Raw genomic sequence first — 20600 nt, 5'->3', positions numbered from 1 at the left:
GAGAAATTATTAAGATGCTGTTACAGTTCATTTAAACTTGTTTTGCGATTGGGATAAATGTTCTGCAACGAAAAAAGGGGAGCGTTCCTAGCAGGAATGCTCCTTCTATTGAAGCTAAGTCGGTGCTGTTTCTTTCATTGATTTCATGGTTTAGTTAAAAAAAGGTTTTACTTTTTGTACAGGAGAATCTCTTTTGTAATTGAATCACGCGTATGGTAAATGGATGATACCTGCTCAAGGGATTCCAGTACTGATTCCAAACTCTGATTGGAATGTTCACCCGAAATAAGGTTATCGAACGATTGCCCTTCCTTGAATGTAATCTGACAATTATAAACCCGTTCAAGTTCTTTGGCGACTTCCTTTATAGGGGTTTTTCTAAATAAGAGCTTGCCGGAACGCCAGACAGCTACCTTGCCTGATACCGTTTCTTTATAATGATTGTTATTGTGAGTATTTATAATCAGCTTTTCATGAGCAACCAGCCGTATCATAGCTTCTGGCATATCGACCTGAACTTTGCCGCTTTCCACATCCACAGAAAGGATTTCGTCTTCTGCATATGCTCTGATATCAAACTGAGTACCCAACACCTTGACATCAAATTTATTGGTATGGACTACGAAAGGCTGTTTTTCATTATTTGCTACTTTGAAAAAGGCTTGTCCGACTAATTCGACTTTGCGACAATCGTCTAAGAATTGTTCAGGATATACGAGCTTCGAACATGAGTTCAGTGTAACCTGAGTCCCGTCGGGTAGGGTAATAGAGCGTGTCTGACCGAAATCTGTTTGAATTTCGGCATATTCAACCCGTTGGATCTGTCCGGACGAATTGTATTTTATGCTGCCATAAACTACTCCCAGCAAAACCGCAATTGAAGCGGCAATCCCAGCAACCAATTTGAAGCGTTTTGCGAAGGATTCTTTTCTTGTCAGTTTTGTAAGAAGTTTTGCTGATTCTTCCAAATAGGACTTCTCTTCTTCATCGGTGCTTTTAAGATTCAGACTGTCAAGCCATAGTTTATCCAAATGACCGTTATAGATATCCATATTCCGATTCTCTTGCACATCCTCTATGACCTGCCTGATATCCTCTTCTGAGCATTTGCCACTTAGAAAACGTTTGATGTATCCGGGTAATTCGTTATCGCTCATTTTATTCTTTCTGTTTAGATTTAATAGCCATACAATATACTATACGGCGATTTCTACATGTAGGGTAGAAAATTAACCTAAATTAATAATTCAAGTTCCTATTTACTTCACTTAAAGAGAAAATAGAAATAAAAATTTAAAAAGAAATATAAGGGATAACTTATGTTTTACCAACAATAAGTTTATTGAAGGGGTTGAATGTCCTTGATTCTTTGTCAATAGAGGGACAGGAGTGAGTAAATAAAAAAGGAGTTAGAATAAAAATCCGAGGACTGCCAGTATATTGTACCTGCTTAAGCTATAACGCAGAGATTTTAATGATCCACTTAGTAAATATTTTACACGATCTACCGAAATATCCATATGGTCGGCTATTTCACGATACGATAGATTTTCTTCCCGACTCATCTTGAATACACGCCGTTGATGCTTATTAAGCTTCTGTATTTCTATGTTTAGAAACGCTTCCAGCTCACAAGTTTTTAATTGCTCTAAGATATCCGCATGCTCATCTGATATTTGTGACAGAAAGCATTCTGGTAAACGTTCGTGTTTTGAGATACTTCTTAAATAGTCATATACCTTATTACGTGCAATCGTATAAACAAATGATGAAAAGGAAGTGTTCGGGTTAAGGGAGCTGCGATTATTCCAGATGGTAGTGAAGGTATCCTGATAGATATCCTCTGCAAATTCTTTGCTGCGGATAAAACCATAAACAGTAGAGAATACCGATTTACGGTAAAGGACATATAATTCATTGAATGCTTTTTCGTCACTGTTTATCAGACGAAGTATCAGTTCACGTTCATATGTTGTTTTATCGTTTTTCATGGTTAGGTGTCTGAAAATATTCAGAGTATATAAAGGATAACTTTATTATTTTTATTATATATCAGATTTTTAATTTAATTAATATCACTATTGATTGGATTTTGATTGTATATCAATAGAAAGCATAGAAAGCACAAAGAAACAAATAAATGATTTAAATAAGCATTGCGACATCTGCTTTATTCTAACTATTCAGATTTCACGTAATGAAAATATCCGGGAATATATACTGCTACTTGCAAATTGATTATAATTAAGTACTATAATTTTTATTTATTACGTGAAATCTGAATTTAATTAGAATTCTAGACAAATTTAAGTTGGTTTAGTGGCTCTCCTCTCATAGTATTGATTTTACTTTGACAAATATAAAGTTGATAATTGCATTAAAAAATAAATAAATATTATTATTTTAAATAACTTATAACCAGTGATATGAATTTCTAGATAAATATTTAAACACAATTTTTTCATGAAAAATAATATAATCATCCTTAAATTATTGTACTTTTATAAATAATAGCCTATTGAAACAACTACAAATTAATTATGGAAGCAGTAATATCTGAAAATGAAATAGATCAAGGTAAGAATATTAGGTTGGCACGTACTTGGAAAAAAGTAACTCAAACTGACCTTGCTGATAAACTAGGAATACATCAGACCGAAGTTTCAAATTTGGAGAGTAAAAAAACTATTGATGATAAATTGCTGGACCAAATAGCATTGGCAATGGATATACCAGTTGATTTCTTGAAGTCTTTTGATCCAGAAGAAGCAATAAACTCATATATTGTGCATGATATTAGTATGGCACAGAGTGATAATGTCAGTGGTATAATGAATGCGCAACAAAATGTTCAGAAACAAGAAGTATTTAATTATCCAATCGAAAAATTCACAGAGTATCTTGATAAACTGCTTATTCTTACCGAAGAAAATGCAATATTAAAATATAAATTAAAAAAGTACGAAGAGGGATAAAAAGTAATTCTATCAAATAAAACATAAAAAAGACAGGTACTTATAAGGTGCCTGTCTTTTTTATGTTTTTTTTTGTCGCGTCCTAAAATAGGTTGACAACAAAAACGACTTATTATTGAGATATTAATTAAACGCCACTCCCAGCCATTTCGATGCCACTTACTACCAACCGATCAAAAGATAGATTAACCCCGATCTGATCAGACTATTTTCGCCCTGCATTACTATTGATGTAATAATTAAATTATTAATTATGGACGAAAAATTAAAAAACAAAGAAACGCTTCTAGTCGTCAATAAGAGTGACGGCAATAAGGTAAAAGCAGTAAAAGGAGTGGACAGCACGGGTAATCTCGATGCTATCGATGCAACGGAAGCCAATAAGGGGCAATTCATCCAGATTGATGAGAAAGCAGGTGTTCTGGAGAATTTCTTTTCTAACTTAAAGAGGGAATTTCAAGACCCGACCCATTTCAATTTCTTCCGTTCCCCGATTGAAAAGATTGAAAACATTGCTTCCGCCTTAAAGGGAATGTTTAAAGATGAGGATGGTAATTCCGTCTTTTTATCCCAAAGCCGTGTCAATCCGGAGGATTTTAACAAACAACAAAAAACACAAGACCAGTCTCAGGAGTACAAGCCTGTAGATGAAAGCCGTATCAATTGGGGACAATTGGGAAAGCTCGGTGTTACCCGCGAGATGCTGGAAGCACAGGGAAACCTCAAAGCCATGCTTAACTGGCATAAATCGCCGAATCTGATACAAGTAAACCCCACTTACGAAGGGATTGCATTTCAGGTACAGGCACGATTGTCCTTTGATGAAAATCCCGACGGCAGTATCCGGCTGAAAGCAGACAGCTACCAGCTTGCCCCGACTTTGGATATTCCTTTTCATGGAGCCACATTGACGGAAGAAGACAAAAAGAACCTGCTTGAAACATCCAATGCAGGAAGAATCATTGAACTTACAGGAGACAAAGGTGAGGAAATACCCTCTTTCGTATCTCTTGATAAAGTAACAAACCGTCTGGAAGCAATACCTGTAGCCAATGTCGCATTTAAGGATACACTCAAAGAAGCCCCCCTTTCCCCTGAACAATTACAGTCATTGTACGAAGGTAAAAAAACGTTAGTCGAAGGTATGACATCAAAGAATGGAAAACCTTTCGATGGCTATGTCCAATTCAATGCAGCGAAAAGCTCTCTTGATTTCTCTTATGACGGGCTTGATAGAAATAAATACAGACAGGAGAACCAACAATCTCAAAATCAAGAGCCGCAACAGAAAGTCCGTATTCCTACAAAGTTATTAGGAGTGGATCTGGATGAGAAACAACAAACCTCACTTGGCGAAGGAAAAGCCATATATGTTCAGGGCATGATGAAAGACGGACAGGATCAGCCTTTCAATGCTTATGTAAAGGTAAATGAAGAAAAAGGCAAACTCGACTTTTTCAAATGGAATCCCGACAAAGCCAAATCTCAGGGAGCTGAGATAAAACCTGCCGAAGCAAATAAGACACAAGTTGCCGTCAATTCAGAAGGTAAGACCAGCGAGAGCCTGAAAAATGTAAAAGAACCGATAAAGCAGGGGCAAAGTTCACCGACAGAGAAACAAGCGGAAAAACAAAAGGAAACGCAGCGTCCAACCCGCACAGTCAAAAAGAGCGCTGGCGTGAAAATGTAAAAACCAAACAATTCTATTTACAACAAGCGGTCTGTCTGCCATGACGACCGGAGCATAAATAAAAGAGGATATTTAATCTCTTCTTTTTCGTTAATAAAACGGTCTGTGACCACCACTAAAAATCCATAATAAAAATGAAAGTAATCATAGCAGAAAAGCCATCGGTAGCCCGTGACATAGCGGCTATCGTTGGAGCCACCAGCCGTAAGGACGGCTATCTGAAAGGTAATAACTATGCTGTAACCTGGGCATTCGGTCATTTGGTCGGACTTGCCATGCCCGAGGAGTACGGTATCAAAGGTTTTCAAAAGGAGAATCTGCCCATATTGCCGGACGACTTTAAGCTAATCCCCCGTCATATAAAAGAAGGGAAGGAATATAAACCCGATCCGGGAGCAATGAAGCAGCTGAGAGTCATCCGTGAATTATTCGATAAGAGCGAACGTATCATTGTCGCTACCGATGCGGGACGTGAAGGCGAGTTGATATTCAGATATATCTATAATTATCTGTCATGCAGCAAACCTTTCGACCGCCTTTGGATCAGCTCACTCACGGATCAGACTATCCGTGGAGGATTGGAGAACCTTCGTCCGGGTACACAATATGATACACTTTATCTCTCCGCCAAAGCACGAAGTCAGGCAGACTGGCTTGTGGGTATCAATGCATCACAAGCCTTGTCCATATCTTCCGGATCAGGTGTTTGGTCTTTAGGACGTGTCCAGACCCCGACTTTGGCAATGATTTGTTCCCGCTATCTGGAAAACAAAGACTTTGTGCCGCAGAAATACTGGCAGCACAAACTCAGCCTCTCAAAAGACAGTAATGTAATAGTACTTGTTTCCGAGGATAAATATAATGACCGTATGGATGCGGACAAGGTTGCGGGACAGATATCACAAAACGGAATCGCAACTGTAAAATCCATAGATAAGAAAACGGTAAAACAGGAGCCTCCACTTCTCTATGACCTGACGGCTTTACAGAAGGAAGCCAACAGCAAACATTCTTTCTCCGCGGATAAGACCTTATCTATTGCACAAAAGCTATATGAAGGAAAACTGATAACCTATCCCCGTACCGGAAGCCGTTATCTTTCTGAGGATGTATTCGAGACTGTCCCCGAATTACTCTCCGGTTTCAGTGAACATACCTTATATGGTGAATCCGTGAAACGATTGAACGACCTGAATAAGCGAAGTGTCAACGATGCGAAAGTAACAGATCACTATGCCATCATTGTAACAGGAAATAAGCCGGACAGTCTTTCAGGCGACGAAAACCAGATCTTCGAAATGATCCTCTGTCGCATGCTAGAAGCTTTCTCTACCACCTGCATTAAAGAACAGACCTCTGTCCGTTTCGAGGTACAAGAGAAAATATTCTTAGTCAAAGGAGCCATCATCAATCAGGCAGGTTGGAGATCGGTCAGCGGAATAATGGCAGATGAGAACGAGAAGGACGAAAACAGTACTTTGCCCCCTCTCAACGAAGACGACCGGTGGAATATCGATTCGACCGATACGCTCGAAAAACAGACCAAGCCCCGCCCGTTACACACGGAGGCCAGTTTATTATCGGTAATGGAAACCTGCGGAAAGGAGCTTGCAGATGAAGCTGAACGCGAAGCCCTGAAAGAATCCGGGATCGGAACACCCGCTACCCGCGCGGCTATCATTGAAACACTTTTTTCCCGCGAATATATTACCAGGGACAAAAAATCCCTTATCCCGACCAACAAGGGATTAGTCGTTTACCTGGCTGTTAAAGACAAGAAAATAGCCGATGTTGCGATGACCGGATCATGGGAGAACGCCCTGAATAAAATAGCCACAGGAGGAATGAATGCCGCCGACTTCCATAAAGGGATTGAAGTTTATGCCGGACAGATCACATCCGAACTTTTAACGATGCATCTGGAGCATAAAGAAGAAAAGGCTAGATATACTTGCCCCAAATGTGGGAAAGAGAGTGTTGTCTTATATCCAAAGGTCGCTAAGTGTAAAAATGAAGATTGCGGCTATGTCATTTTCCGTAATAAAAGCGGAAAAGACCTGAGCGACAAAAATCTTATTGATTTGTTGACAAAAGGTAAAACCTCCCTGATCAAAGGGTTCAAGAGTAAATCGGAAAAGATGTTTGATGCCTGCCTGCGGCTGGATGATACATTAAAACCCGTATTTGAGTTTGACAATACAGGCAAGAAGAAAAGCGGGAGAAAATAAACCGATGTGTGTATTGTTATCTACTTTTTGTAAATAACATTATCTTTGCCACTAAGAATCATAGTCATTACGAAATTGTTTTTGTTTTAACTATGGATTTTTAGTGGTGCACTCGGAGAGGGATCTCCGGGTGCTTTGCATTTTACCCTCTCCATTCTTTCGTAAACCCTCTTTTCTCTACGGACAAAAGAGTTACTCATTTTACAAAAGGCTCTATGAGCCATTACTAAAAATCCATAAATATATGAAACAAGAACAATCTCAGGGCTTGTCTTATTACAGACTATCCCTGCTTTCTTTCCTGAAAGAATCACATCCCGAATTATTATCAGATTTTGATCTAATCACATCCCGGAGCGATTATGCAGCCGAAGCCTATAGCGAAGCGATAAAGTCAGGACTTAGCCACATTTATGCAGAAGAGGTGGCTAATAATGTCCTTTATGAAGGCTTGCACTTCTCAATGCTCGATACATTAATAACCATCCTGTGGAATGAGTTTTCCACAGAGATTCCCGAAGGTCAGGCCAGGGAGTTCGCCCTGCTATTATTGCCACGCTGTTACGATCTCCGGGAAAAGTATGAGTTATCCGACGACTTTTTAAACTCTCCCGATTTTGAACTGCTCTACACCGAATTAACCGGTTTTGTCTCACTCTATATCGAAGAAAATGGCTTACAATAAGAAAGAACGCCTGAAAGCCAATATAGATGCGATCAAAACCGTGTTCATATTGGAAAAGGAAGGACGTCAGCCAACGAAAGAGGAGCAATTTTTATTGAAGCAATATGCGGGATTCGGGGGGCTTAAATGTGTCCTGAATCCTGCAAACTCGCTGGCTGATACCGCATACTGGGCAAAATCAGAACTGGATCTTTTTCCTTTAACGGCTGACCTTCACCGTGTATTGAAAGAAAGTACAGCAAATGAGAATGAGTATAAACGCTATATGAACAGTATTAAAAATTCTGTGTTGACTGCGTTCTATACTCCACCCGCTATTGTAAAGACTTTGACTGAAACATTACGGGACAGCGGCATCACTCCGATGCGTGTACTCGATCCGTCGGCAGGAACAGGAGAATTCGCCCATTCTTTTTTTCAGGCAGCAGACCACCCAAATGAGGTGATCTGCTTTGAAAAGGATATTCTGACCGGAAAGATGCTGTCGGCACTCATTCCCGGGCATAAGGTAAATGTCGAAGGCTTTGAAACCATCGAAAGCCGTTATAAAAACTATTTCGATGTAGTATCAAGTAATATCCCATTCGGCGAGATGAATGTTTTCGATGCAGCCTTTATGAAGCAAGACCAACTTCATAGGGATTCTACCCGTGCCATACACAACTATTTCTTTATAAAAGGAGTGGAATCGCTTCGGGAAGGAGGTATCCTTGCCTTTATCACTTCACAAGGAGTGATGAACTCCCCCAACAATACACCTGTACGCAAATGGCTGATGGAGAATACAAATCTGGTATCGGCTATCCGCCTCCCGAATAACTTGTTTACCGATTATGCAGGAACAGAAGTCGGAAGCGACCTGATTATATTGCAGAAGAATACGGGTAAAGATCTGAAACTAAACTTCTGGGAGAATCTCTTTATCGGCACAAGCCAATCCGAACTGACGGGCATCTATACGAATGACTACTTTTATAATAATGGAAGAGTAGTACATACCAAGGCATCCATCGGCACTGACCCATATGGTAAGCCCGCACAGGTTTTTATTCATGAAGGCGGAGTTGAAGGAATGGCTGAAAGTATGCAAAAAATGCTGGAAAGCGATTTTAAAAGCTATCTGAATCTGGATTTATACAACAATCGTGTTATTACCCCAAAACAAACGAAACCTCAAACAGAAATATTATCCAATGAGGTTGTAGAAGAAGAGGTAAAAGAAAAGAATCCTGATCATTCCTTACAGGAGAAAGCAGTTTACCCTGATGATCTTGACTCTTTTGGGCAAGCTATTGAAGATCATTTCTTTCCCGAAGAAAAAGAATTTTGGGATAAGGAAACGAAAACCGTCTCCAAAGAACAAGCTGGTGAAAGTGCTTTGAGTGTAGAGAAAACACAATCTGCTACACAAGCACCTCTAATGAGTTTATATGATCTGTTCGGGTTTACCGAACAAGAACGTTCACAAGTAAAACCTGTATGGGGAGGAAAGAAAAAACACACACTACCCAAAGGAAAACCCGTACAGCTTAGTATGTTTTCGTCCAATGGACAGTCTTCCGGTAACAACAAAACAACTGCATATCCTGTTACCGATGCACGTAAAGAGGAACAGCAGGAAGCCTTGCGGCAGGAAGAAAAGAAACTCTCCTTTGAGCTTCGTCCTTTTACGGGCGAACTCAAAGAATACCATAAGCAAGGATCATTAGTCGAAGATCAGGGACAGATCGGCTACCTAAAGGAGCGTTACCGGGATGGAGCCGAATTCCAGCCGTTGGACTTACCATTTGCCCAACGCTCTAAAATCAGCCGTTATATGGAGGTCAGGAACTTTTACCATGAATTGTATAACCATGAGGCGAAACACCTGACGGTACATGAATCTCTGAGGGGTAATCTCAATCTTGTCTATGACAATTTTGTCCGTCGCTTCGGTAACCTGAACGAGAAGAAAAATCTGGACGTCATCAAGATGGATACGGGAGGAACTGAAATTCTTTCCCTTGAACGAGTCATTGACGGCAAACTGCAAAAAGCCGACATCTTTCACGGGCCTGTCGCTTTCAATCCCAACGAACTGAAAGTTGCCGGAACTTCCGACGAAGCCCTGATTGCATCCCTGAATAAGTATGGAGAGGTCCGTCTGGATTACATGGAATCCCTGATGACAGATAAAGGGAGGGAAGAGATGATCGCCGACCTGCATGGACGTATCTTTTTCAATCCGCTTATTCAAAACTATGAAGTTCAGGACCGTTTTATAGCAGGAAATGTTGTCGAAAAAGCGGAAGCTGTTGAAAGGTATTTACAGAATCATCCAGACGACTTACCCGCACAGGAATCGCTAAAAGCCCTACAGGAAGCTACTCCCGAACCGATCAGGTATGAGCAGCTCGACTTTAACTTTGGAGAAAGGTGGATTGATATGTCCCTTTATGAGGACTATATCAGTAAACTCTTCGAAGCAGATGTTACCATAGATTATTATGCTTCGCGTGACGATTTTACAGTAAAAGCGGACAAGAGTAACCTGATCATCAACGAAAAATTTGCCGTACAGGGAGAAAGTAAGCTCTATACAGGTATGCACCTGTTAAAGCATGCACTGCTTAATACAACGCCCAATATTACCAAGACAATTACAGTAAACGATCCGGAGACGGGAGAAGCCAAAGACGTCAAAGTACCGGATGGGCAGGCTATCCAAATGGCGAATACCAAGATCGATGAAATCAGGGGTGGCTTTAGCGATTGGCTCGATCAGCAATCCCCCGAATTTAAGAACAATCTGGCAGAGAGGTATAACCGGAAATTCAATTGCTTTGTGCGTCCGCAGTATGACGGATCTCACCAGTCTTTTCCCGGACTGGATTTAAAAGCACTCGGTATTCCTGATTTATACCAGTCACAGAAGGATTGTGTCTGGATGATTAAGCAGAACGGTGGCGGGATCGGAGATCACGAGGTGGGGGCAGGCAAAACCCTAGTTATGTGTTGTGCCGCCTATGAAATGAAACGTCTGGGTATGGCAAACAAGCCGATGATTATCGGGTTAAAGGCAAATGTACATGAAATTGCGGCGACTTTCAGGACTGCTTACCCCAACGCCAAAATACTGTATCCCGGAAAGGAAGATTTTACACCCAAAAAGCGGGTAAAGATCTTCAATGATATTAAGAATAACTCTTGGGATGCCGTTATATTGACGCATGACCAGTTTGGTAAGATACCACAATCACCCGAAATGCAGCAACAGATATTTGAGGCGGAACTCGAATCTGTGGAAGCAAATCTTGACGTGTTACGCAGTCAGGGAAAAGAAGTATCCAGAAGAATGTTACGTGGCTTGGAAATTCGCAAACAAAATCTGGAAGTCAAGCTGGATAATCTAGCCGACCATATAAAAAACCGCACGGATGATGTGGTAGATTTTAAGATGATGGGTATCGACCACCTGCTCGTAGACGAGAGTCACCAGTTCAAAAATCTAATGTTTACCACCCGTCACGACCGTGTGGCAGGACTTGGAAACCCAGAAGGAAGCCAACGGGCACTCAATATGCTCTTTGCCCTGCGCACCATTCAGGAACGCAGTGGCAAAGATCTGGGTGCAACTTTTTTGTCGGGGACAACTATTTCCAACTCCTTAACGGAACTATATCTCTTATTCAAATACCTACGCCCCAGAGCGTTGGATAAACAGGGTATTAATACCTTTGATGCCTGGGCAGCCGTATTTGCAAAGAAGAGTACCGACTATGAATTTTCCGTGACCAATCAGATTGTAATGAAAGAACGCTTCCGTTATTTTATCAAAGTGCCGGAGTTGGCAGCTTTCTATTCGGAAATAACCGATTTCAGGACAGCGAAGGATATCGGTATAGACCGTCCCGAAAAGAATGAAATCCTGTATAATATTCCCCCGACACCACAGCAGGAAGTGTTTATTGAGAAACTCATGAGATTCGCTGAGACAGGAGATGCTACCCTTTTGGGTAGAAGTAAACTGACGGAAAAAGAAGGAAAGGCAAAAATGCTGATCGCAACCGATTATGCACGGAAAATGTCGCTCGATATGCGGATGATCAACATGGCATACGGCGACCATGTCGATAACAAAGCATCCCATTGTGCCGCTAAGATTGCGGAATACTATAACAAATATGATTTTCAGAAAGGAACGCAGTTCGTCTTCTCAGACTTGGGGACATACAAACCCGGAGAATGGAATCCCTATAGCGAGATAAAACGCAAACTGGTAGAAGATCATAAGATACCTGCCTATGAGATACGCTTTATACAAGAGGCTAAGACGGATAATGCCAGAAAAGCTTTGATCGCCGGAATGAATGAGGGGCGTATTCGTGTTATATTTGGCTCTACATCAATGTTGGGAACAGGAGTAAACGCCCAAAAAAGAGCTGTTGCCATTCATCATTTAGACACCCCCTGGCGGCCTTCCGACCTGAACCAACGGGACGGAAGAGCCATTCGAAAGGGGAATGAAATCGCTAAATTATATGCTGATAATAAAGTGGATGTGCTAATTTATGCTGTGGAAAAAAGTTTGGATTCTTATAAATTCAACTTACTTCAAAATAAACAATTATTTATCAATCAACTAAAGACAAACAATATGGCGACACGGACGATTGACGAGGGTAGTATGGATGAAGGGTCAGGGATGAATTTTTCAGAATACGTTGCTATTCTTTCGGGTAACACCGATTTGTTAGAAAAAGCCAAGCTGGAAAAAAAGATTACGGCTTTAGAGAGCGAGCGGCAGGCTTTTAACCGCAGTAAGTCATCAGCTATCTATAAGTACGAAGATGCTACCCGCTCCATTGACAGTAATAACGAGATGATCTCCCGTATGACCAAAGATCTTACGGCATTTAATGAGAAGGTACAGATCGACAAGGAAGGTAATAAGTTAAATCCGATCCGTCTGGATAACTTCGATAGTAATGATCCTAAAGCCATTGGAGAGAAACTGAATCAACTTTCGGATAATGCCCGGACGAACGGAGAGTATTTCAAAATAGGTGATCTGTATGGTTTTAAAATCCTTGTCAAGACCGAAGAAAGCCAGAAGGAAGGCTCCATGTTCAAAGACAACCGCTTCTTTATTGAAGGGGAGGGTTATATCAAGTACAGTTATAATAACGGGCATATAGCTACCGATCCGCTTCTGGCATCAAAGAATTTCATCAATGCTTTGGAAAAGATACCGAACCTGATGCAGAAATATCAGGTAGATAATCAAAAGCTGGAAAAGGATATACCTATACTCAAAGAAGTAATCGATTCGACTTTTAAGAAGGAGCCGCAACTAAGGGAACTTAAATCGGAGTTGGATTCCCTAAATCGGCAGATTAACCTTACACTCGCCAATAAAGATCAGCAGCCGGAGGAAGTTTTAAACAAAGAAACAGATTCCGTTGAAGTAAATTCGTCTCCTAATAAAATGGTTTCTTTGGGAACGATATCGAATGAACGTTCGGCACAACCTATGAGCCTGAAAGATATTATAGATGCGAATAAAGACCATATTATAATCACTTCGGTGAGTAAACCAAAAGAAAATGAGGATACGGGTTATATCAAAAAGAAAGTACCCAAAGGAATAAAAATGTAGTAAAAAAAACCGCCTTGTTATCACAACAAAACGGAACACAATAGATAATGATTAATTGAAAAAAGCCTAAAACAAAATAAATAAACAACCTATATTTAATAAAGTACCTGTAATATCGAGTCCCATTTTTTATAACTTAAGTATCAACCCTTTCTTCTAAATCAAACAAATCGTTTCCTTTGTCTTTTCCAAAATTCAGGCGTATAAAATTACTGATATCCGACTCCTTATAAAATGTCTTTTGATATAGGGTGTGGTATGGCAATTCTCCCGACGAGCGATATCGCTGCAATGTCCGTTTGCTGATATTAAGCAATTTACACAGATCATAATTGTCATAAAGTAGTTCGCCGTCAAGATAACATCGCTGCTTAGCCATGTTTGCCAGTGTTTTATCTATTTTATCCAGCCGCTTGATTATATATCCGAGCTTCTTTTCAAAGAGTTCTCTTTCTATAAACATAAATATATCTATTACTTCAATTGCATATTTTGATATTGCAAATATGGAATAATCCGAAAATCAGTATTTCAAACTCGCTAGCGAGTCGCTAATATTTTTTTTATAGTATCATTATCATCACATCAATTTCAATATTAAAGAGCCAAACTATGCTAAATCGGAGCCATAAGTTTCCATAACAATCGGTATCGAGACAAAACTATTTCATGTGAATTATTTTTGTTTTGTGAACAATAAAACAGTTGAATATGAAAATTTTTATGATTGAAGAAAATACTCTAAAAGCTATTATTGATCGCTTCAAATCTTTTACGAGTAAGGTCGATTATTTATTTAGCCATACAAATAACAGAGTATTGAAAAATGGTTAGATAGTCAAGAGGCTTGTCAGATGTTAAAATATATCAAAGCGGATTTTACAATCTTATCGAAATAAAGGAATAATACCCTACAGTCAGATTGGAAATAAAATATACTATAGACAAGAGGATAAAGAAAATACATTAATTACTCTATGTTAAAACTATTATAAATAGTTATATAATAACAGAGAATAGTGAGGAGACTGTTCTGTTTTTTATACACTTGACGCCTTACTTAATAAAATAGAAGTATTAGCCAGTACCAATCGTCCCTTATTAAATGGAGAACGTTTCTTGACAAATGGCGAAGTGGCAAATTTTCTAAAAATTAGCCGCCGGACATACTTAGAATTCAGGGTTAGAAGAGAAATATCCTATTGTCATTATGTTGGAATTGGAGGAGGAATATTCTATCACAATTTAGGGTTTGAATATCAAAAGAGTCTAGGTCCTCAGAGCAACGGACATATGTTAGGCGTGAAGTATAAGTTTTAGATATAAAAAAATCAGTTTCTGGAGCCGAATGTTCAGTGAGAATAAGTGGTTTAATGGCATATAATAATAGCGGGTATTTACCCGCTATTATATCATTCAATGAAAATTAACAAATCTTCCTAAAGGGTAATGTCAAAGAAGGGAGTCCAGCACGACATAAATTATTTTGAATATACCTACAATGCTAACGGGCGATGACAAAAGTTTTAAACAAAGGAATAACAGAGATTCAATACAATTCTTTAAATTTGCCAAAGCAGATGGATATTAAGAGTCCCGTTGCGGAGGCAAGGAACGAATATACATATTCGGCAGGAGGACAAAAACTGAAAGTTGTTCAGAAATGGAATCCAAACTATTCTACAACCCCGGTTATCGGTTCGGGAATCAATACGACAGCATTGACCCAATCAAAGACCACAGACTATGTAGGCAATAAGATTTACGAAAATCGAACCTTAAAGCGAATATTGATTGACGGTGGATATATAGAAGGAAACGTATATCATTATTATCTGACAGATCACAAAGGAATATCTCCACCTGTCCATACATTCTTATGAATTTCAGTCAGATACTTTCTTCTGCTAGCATTAAAGAAGTGATGTTATAAATATATATTTGTGGTATATATTCGTTATCCTTAATGCCTTTTTTTAAACAGCATCTGCCCTGTAAAGTTGTACTTTTTCTAGTTGTAACCAAACTTCAAGTAAAGAATTATGTTTCTCTTTGTCTTTTATGAAAAATAGCAATAAATCCTTTTCAGAAGCTAATCCTAGTTCTGAGAGTCCTTGATTCATGATGCTATTTTCTTGTTGATTTCCCATAATCACTTCTTATCGTTTAATAAAATAAATCAATAGTCTATATATCAATTATTTAGTGTTGTTTATGTGATTGATCGTTGATATTATACCACCCACTTATCCAACATTTCCTGTACAATATCTTCATCTTGCAGATGGGTATAGATGTCTTTGATATCGTTTCCTTCAGCGTGTCCCATTATACGCTCGGCGATACTGTCCCTAATCCCCTTTTTAGCTGCTATGGTTCGGAAGCTATGCCTAGCACGATGAAATGTCATTGTTTTATTGATTTTGAGGTCTTTCATGATCTCTTTTAGGTATCGGTTAGTCGGTTGATTAGTCAGAGGATCGAATATCTTTTGAAAGGATTCTCCATTCTCAAGTAGTCTGACAACAATAGGCGAAACAATAGGTATTTTGTAGGGTATATTCGTCTTTGTACGTTCATTGCATAGCAAGGGATATGCTTCTTTAGATTTGAGTTTAATGAGTTTTAAATCGCCGTATGTCACTTCTGAAAATTCGGCAAAGGATAAAGAGGTATAACAACTAAATAAAAATTCGCGTAAAACTTCGTTCTTGCCTTCTTTGTATTTATCTTCATCGTAGGCTGTTTGTAGCTTCTGTAATTCTTCTTCTGTCAGGACATCATTATTCTGCGCTTTGATACTTTTCTTTATCTCAAATTTATCATAAGGGTTTTTTTTTATCATTTCTTTATCAATAGCAAGACCTATGAGAAACTTAAAGTTAGCATGTTTCTTATAGATGGTAGATAGTTGATTGCCTACTTCTATTTCGTGGTTATGATAAAGTTGAATATACTCCAAGGTAATTTCGCTGAAAGAAAGGCTTGGTTTCCATTCTTTCATGGTATTGATAAGTTTATTGTAGTTAGAAATTGTTCCTGATGCACGGGACGCCTTTAACAACTCTATTTCTTTTTCAATGAAAACATAGAAATCGGTATTGCCATAATTTTGATCTTTTAGCTTACTTATAAATTCACAGACGGGGAGAGGCTTTAAATAATTCTCAATTATAATACCATCTGCTTTATGGTACATCTTTTTAATTAGTTCATTATAGAAAAGGAAGCGTTCATCGCCAGATAATACAGCTAATCTCTTTTCACTCCAATGCTGGGGTAAAACAGAAATATTCAATCCGATAAAAGTACATTGTCTGTAAGCTGTATAACGAAGACAAACTTGACGTTTACCTTCTTTTGTAACATAGTTTTTACGGAGAAGAATTTTTAGGGTTGCTTTCATGTTGCACATCGTTTTTTAGTCTAACAATTGTACAACAAAAGCTGAAAATCTATGAAATTTATCCTTTTAGTCCTTCCACCACAGAGGACGTAAGTCTTTGAAAAAGAGAAGGAATAGAATTTTTCTTTCTATTCCTTCAACATATCCAGAGGTTCCTGGCGGATTCGAACCGCCGTAGACGGTTTTGCAGACCGGTGCCTAACCACTCGGCCAAGGAACCATTTTGAGTTAGCGACTGCAAAGATATAATATTTTATTCAAGATACAAGATTTTTTGTGTGATTAATCGCAAATTTTACCTCCCAATATACTAAATATCTAACACTCAGTATCACTCTACAAGCGGATTTTTTATCATAGCGATGCTATCCGGCTTAATGGTATCTTGAATCGGTTTAATATATTCCGACACCTCTACTTTCATCAAACCATGATGTACCATATCGAGCTCTTTCGCTGCAGCATATGATAAATCTATTATGCATTTCTTCCTAAAAGGACCTCGGTCGATAACCTTGACAATTATTTCTTTATCATTCTTTAAACTCTTTACTTTCAATAGAGAGCCAAAAGGATATGTTCGATGGGCACAAACCATGCTGTCTTTTTTGTATATTTCGCCACTGGCTGTCTTCCTGTTATTAAATTTCTTGCCATAATAAGTTGCAAGCCCTACATTTTGAGCCTTCAGCCCAATAGCAACAAAAGATAGAAGTAAGATTATCCCAATTATTATTCTCATAAACAATTAATTTATATTTGTTCGGGTTTCAGTACGGTTCCAATGTTCTTTTTTCCATTTATCTTTATAACCATCGGATTTAGAAACTGAACATGTCGTATATAATCAGTTTCGAAGACCGCAGGTTGTTTATTCAGATAATCTTCATCAAACAATCCATCTTTAGATGTGAACGGATTGATAGAGAAATATCCAACGCCAAAAGATGTCAGGTTCTGAAAGAAATGAGTACCCTGACTTGGCTCTATTTTATAGTTATCCAAGGTAAGCTCAACTAACACCTGAGCATTCGATATTTGAGGCCATTTAACCGGAATACCTAGCCAAGAATCACTGCTTCCCCATCTTCCGGGACCTACCAGTATGTAGTTTTTCTCTTTCTCCAAAAATTCAGCATTCAGTTTATCAATCTCTGTCGCTATTTTTGTGTTGTTAGCTGCATTGAAATTCTCTGTTTTCACGTAGATAATATCATGCACATCACTTATAACTCCGTGGCCTAAAGCATTATTCGAGTGTAATATCTCATCCTCCGGTTTTATCCGAGACAAATCTTCAATCTGCAATTCTTTATTTTGTACTATTGGTCTTATTTGCAACAGATAAAATATCCCTTCTCCTTTTTCTTTCAGATCTACAGCAAATTCTATCTCTACAGCACGTCCCATTTCCGATTGTCCAATTTTTAAAACTTGCTGTAGAATTTCAGCAAGAGGGAAAACATTATGCTGTAAAACGTTTGCAAACGATATTATCTTTCGACCACTATCATAATATCCATCATATATAACCTGATCAACAGGGTCGTATGTCGATGATATATATTTTATAGAGCCATCTTTTTCTGCATCTTTTATATTTAGCTTCAAAAGGTTAAAACCATCATTCGTTGTAAATTCCTTTTGAATATTCTTTGTGTCCAAAGCGTAAAAAAAGCGTTGAGTATCTCTTAAGGCCAAATCTACGGAACTCAGCTGTACAATATTGTGTGGATGTGCCGGTGAGAAACGCAGATTCGAACCTCCTTCTACAATGTATTTACCCAAACCTAATACAATGTTGGCTATACCTTCTTCGGGTCGTTCATTCCCTATAGGGTAAAAATTCAATGATCGAGCAACACCTGATATAGTTGGATAAAAATGATCTTCGTAATTAGTCCCCACTGCCTCTTGTATCACTATTGCCATTTTTTCCTGATCTATCAGGTTCTGTGTTGCAGTCATATAAGTTTTGCTGTCTTTGTAAAAAACAGAAGCATATACCGCTTTTATAGCCTTGCTAAGCAATCCGAGTGTATCATACTTGTCTTTCATCAAAGGAATCATGTAAGTTGAATATACTCCCGCAAAAGGCTGATAGTGCGAGTCTTCAAGCAGACTGGAAGAGCGTACGGCAATTGGAGCGTCTATTGCATCCAGAAAGACCATGAAATCTTCGATAAGGCGATCCGGTAAGCCCGCTCGAAAGAAACATCTTAATATTTCATCATCCGACTTGTCTGATAATGCTATTGGATACAGGTCGTTGGTCTCCATGAACTCATCAAAAATGTCGGTGCATAATACTACTGTACGAGGAATCTTGACCGAAATCTTGTTATCCTCATTTAACTCTAAGTGTTCCTTTATTATATTATCAATAAAAGCAATACTACGTCCTTTGCCGCCTATAGAGCCGTCACCCATTCGGGCAAAGTTAGAAAACTCATCGAAGCGATCTTTGTCGAATGTGGCAACTATTCCCGAGTTCTTAACCTTACGATATTTTATTATCATATCGTATATAATCTGACGAGCCTCTTCCATACTGCTAAAATCTGTAACCGCAATACGCTTTAGCCACTCAGCCAAAGGGAACATGGCTCTGGAATAGAAAAAACGGGAAAAATGATCGTGTGACAGGTGGTACTCTATCGATGCATCCGGAATATTGAATATGTTTTTCTGCATATCCTTCAGGTTGCGTATTCGCATAATCTCATTTCCGGTCTCAGGATCTATTATAATAAAATCTCCAAATCCGAAATTGTTGACCACCTGCTTTTTCAAATCCCGAGGAAAACTCTTTGAATTCTTATCAATAAAACTACACCCTAACTCATCAGCATAAGCTTTGTTCTTAACTTCTGATGAGGTGAAAACTACCGGAGCAAATCGCCGTTGCTTCCGCATCCATTTTACAAAATTGTAGCCGGCTAACTTATCCTTTGTCCCGCCATGAGCATAACTCATATCGGTAATAACGCCTAAGATGTTGTTATAGTATTTCTTATAGATGTCAACAGCTTCTTCGAAGGTACGAGCCAGCATAATTTTAGGGCGTCCACGCATACGCAACATTTGCTGGTGTTCGTTCAAAGCCTCTTTCGAGAATTCTTTTGATGCCTCCATTACAATTTTGAACAGAGTGGGTAATGCCGAAGAGTAAAACCGTACAGAGTCTTCGATGAGGAGTATAACTTGTACACCTACACTCTCTGTGTCATGTTCTACATTCATACTATCTTCTATTAGCTTGATTATAGCCAATAAGAGATCGGGGTTGCCAAGCCAGCTAAACACGTAATCAACACCCGATAAGTCTTCCGACGATAGTCTTTTTGATACTTCTTTAGAGAAAGGCGTAAGTACAATGAATGGTGTTTCAGGATATAATTCTTTTATATGCTTTGCTGTAGAGAATATATCCGTATCATCCATGTTTGGCATCTGAATGATCAGTTCATAATGATTTTCACTTATTTTCCGTATGGCCTCATCTTCTGAATATACCTGAGTAAAACGAGGCGGATAGTTTAGATTAAGTGATGTATATTCATTAAATATCTGTTCATCAATACGCCCATCATCCTCCAACATAAACGAATCGTATTTCGTTGCTATCAACAAGACATTAAAAATACGTTTAGTCATCAGATTGGCAAAAGATGTATCCTTGAATCGGAAAGCTTTTATATCGGGTAATTTCTCCATGTCATGGTTTTATCAATTAAGAGAACAAATATAATCAAGCAGCGCTTACTTTTTAGCGGTTTGCTTCAAAAGTTTACAATTCGGAGGTATATCTTCACAAAAGGTGACAAATATTATTGTTTGTAAATGGTTGATATCTAGATTATACTGTCGAAAAGGTGACAAAAGTAACACTTTTGATATTGTTTCATTAATTGTCTGATACCTTTTGTGCTTTTTATAAAATATTCTCATTATTCTTTGTGAACTTTCTCGCAATTC

Annotated in this window: 13 protein-coding genes and 1 tRNA gene; 6 read left to right on the top strand and 8 right to left on the bottom strand. The window is 38.7% G+C overall.

All coding sequences use genetic code 11. The features are described 5' to 3' along the window. Positions 1–167 precede the first annotated feature (167 nt). Both PKC55_RS07875 and PKC55_RS07870 read right to left on the bottom strand, forming a co-directional pair. Positions 168–1157 carry a FecR family protein gene (locus PKC55_RS07875; protein ID WP_291127495.1) on the bottom strand — a complete coding sequence of 330 codons (990 nt, stop codon included), beginning with the start codon at positions 1155–1157 and terminating at the stop codon, positions 168–170. Positions 1158–1409: 252 nt separating this feature from the next. Next, positions 1410–1991, bottom strand: a complete 582-nt coding sequence (locus PKC55_RS07870; protein ID WP_291127499.1) for an RNA polymerase sigma factor — start codon at positions 1989–1991, stop codon at positions 1410–1412. Between the two features lie 549 nt (positions 1992–2540). On the opposite strand from PKC55_RS07870, the gene PKC55_RS07865 reads away from it, so the two are divergent. The 5 genes from PKC55_RS07865 (at position 2541) to PKC55_RS07845 (ending at position 13216) form a co-directional block, all read left to right on the top strand. Next, positions 2541–2975 carry a helix-turn-helix domain-containing protein gene (locus PKC55_RS07865; RefSeq protein WP_291127502.1) on the top strand — a complete coding sequence of 145 codons (435 nt, stop codon included), beginning with the start codon at positions 2541–2543 and terminating at the stop codon, positions 2973–2975. A gap of 253 nt (positions 2976–3228) precedes the next feature. Next, positions 3229–4665 carry a DUF3945 domain-containing protein gene (locus PKC55_RS07860; RefSeq protein ID WP_291127504.1) on the top strand — a complete coding sequence of 479 codons (1437 nt, stop codon included), beginning with the start codon at positions 3229–3231 and terminating at the stop codon, positions 4663–4665. 134 nt (positions 4666–4799) lie between these two features. Then, positions 4800–6893, top strand: a complete 2094-nt coding sequence (locus tag PKC55_RS07855) for a type IA DNA topoisomerase (RefSeq protein WP_324372540.1) — start codon at positions 4800–4802, stop codon at positions 6891–6893. Positions 6894–7137: 244 nt separating this feature from the next. Beyond that, positions 7138–7578 (top strand): DUF1896 family protein, encoded by a 441-nt coding sequence (locus PKC55_RS07850; RefSeq protein WP_308601654.1) that lies wholly within the window; start codon positions 7138–7140, stop codon positions 7576–7578. Continuing rightward, complete coding sequence (locus PKC55_RS07845; protein ID WP_324372536.1) at positions 7565–13216, top strand: helicase-like domain-containing protein; 5652 nt, start codon at positions 7565–7567, stop codon at positions 13214–13216. Before PKC55_RS07850 ends, PKC55_RS07845 begins: the two co-directional genes overlap by 14 nt. A 136-nt stretch (positions 13217–13352) precedes the next feature. Here the strand turns inward: PKC55_RS07845 and PKC55_RS07840 are convergent, their stop codons facing one another. After that, entirely contained in the window at positions 13353–13679 is a 327-nt protein-coding gene (locus PKC55_RS07840) for a helix-turn-helix domain-containing protein (RefSeq protein WP_291126766.1), read from the bottom strand. 1051 nt (positions 13680–14730) lie between these two features. On the opposite strand from PKC55_RS07840, the gene PKC55_RS07835 reads away from it, so the two are divergent. After that, the gene (locus tag PKC55_RS07835) at positions 14731–15099 is read left to right on the top strand and encodes a hypothetical protein (RefSeq protein ID WP_303888764.1); all 369 of its coding nucleotides are present in this window, start codon (positions 14731–14733) and stop codon (positions 15097–15099) included. A 93-nt stretch (positions 15100–15192) separates the two neighbouring features. Here the strand turns inward: PKC55_RS07835 and PKC55_RS07830 are convergent, their stop codons facing one another. The 5 genes from PKC55_RS07830 to PKC55_RS07810 form a co-directional block, all read right to left on the bottom strand. Beyond that, positions 15193–15366: a hypothetical protein gene (locus tag PKC55_RS07830; RefSeq protein ID WP_291126768.1), complete on the bottom strand. Its 174-nt coding sequence runs from the start codon at positions 15364–15366 to the stop codon at positions 15193–15195. A gap of 83 nt (positions 15367–15449) precedes the next feature. Next, positions 15450–16622, bottom strand: a complete 1173-nt coding sequence (locus PKC55_RS07825; protein WP_291126770.1) for a site-specific integrase — start codon at positions 16620–16622, stop codon at positions 15450–15452. A 149-nt stretch (positions 16623–16771) separates the two neighbouring features. Continuing rightward, a tRNA-Cys gene (locus tag PKC55_RS07820) sits at positions 16772–16842 on the bottom strand. Positions 16843–16953: 111 nt separating this feature from the next. Next, positions 16954–17364 carry a septal ring lytic transglycosylase RlpA family protein gene (locus PKC55_RS07815; RefSeq protein WP_291126772.1) on the bottom strand — a complete coding sequence of 137 codons (411 nt, stop codon included), beginning with the start codon at positions 17362–17364 and terminating at the stop codon, positions 16954–16956. An 11-nt stretch (positions 17365–17375) separates the two neighbouring features. Then, on the bottom strand, positions 17376–20339 hold the full coding sequence (locus PKC55_RS07810; protein WP_291126774.1) for a PEP/pyruvate-binding domain-containing protein: 2964 nt from the start codon (positions 20337–20339) through the stop codon (positions 17376–17378). Between the last annotated feature and the right edge of the window lie 261 nt (positions 20340–20600).

This window comes from Dysgonomonas sp. (genome assembly GCF_035323175.1).
Taxonomy (GTDB): Bacteria; Bacteroidota; Bacteroidia; order Bacteroidales; family Dysgonomonadaceae; genus Dysgonomonas.
This window is presented reverse-complemented; position numbering and strand designations above follow the sequence as displayed.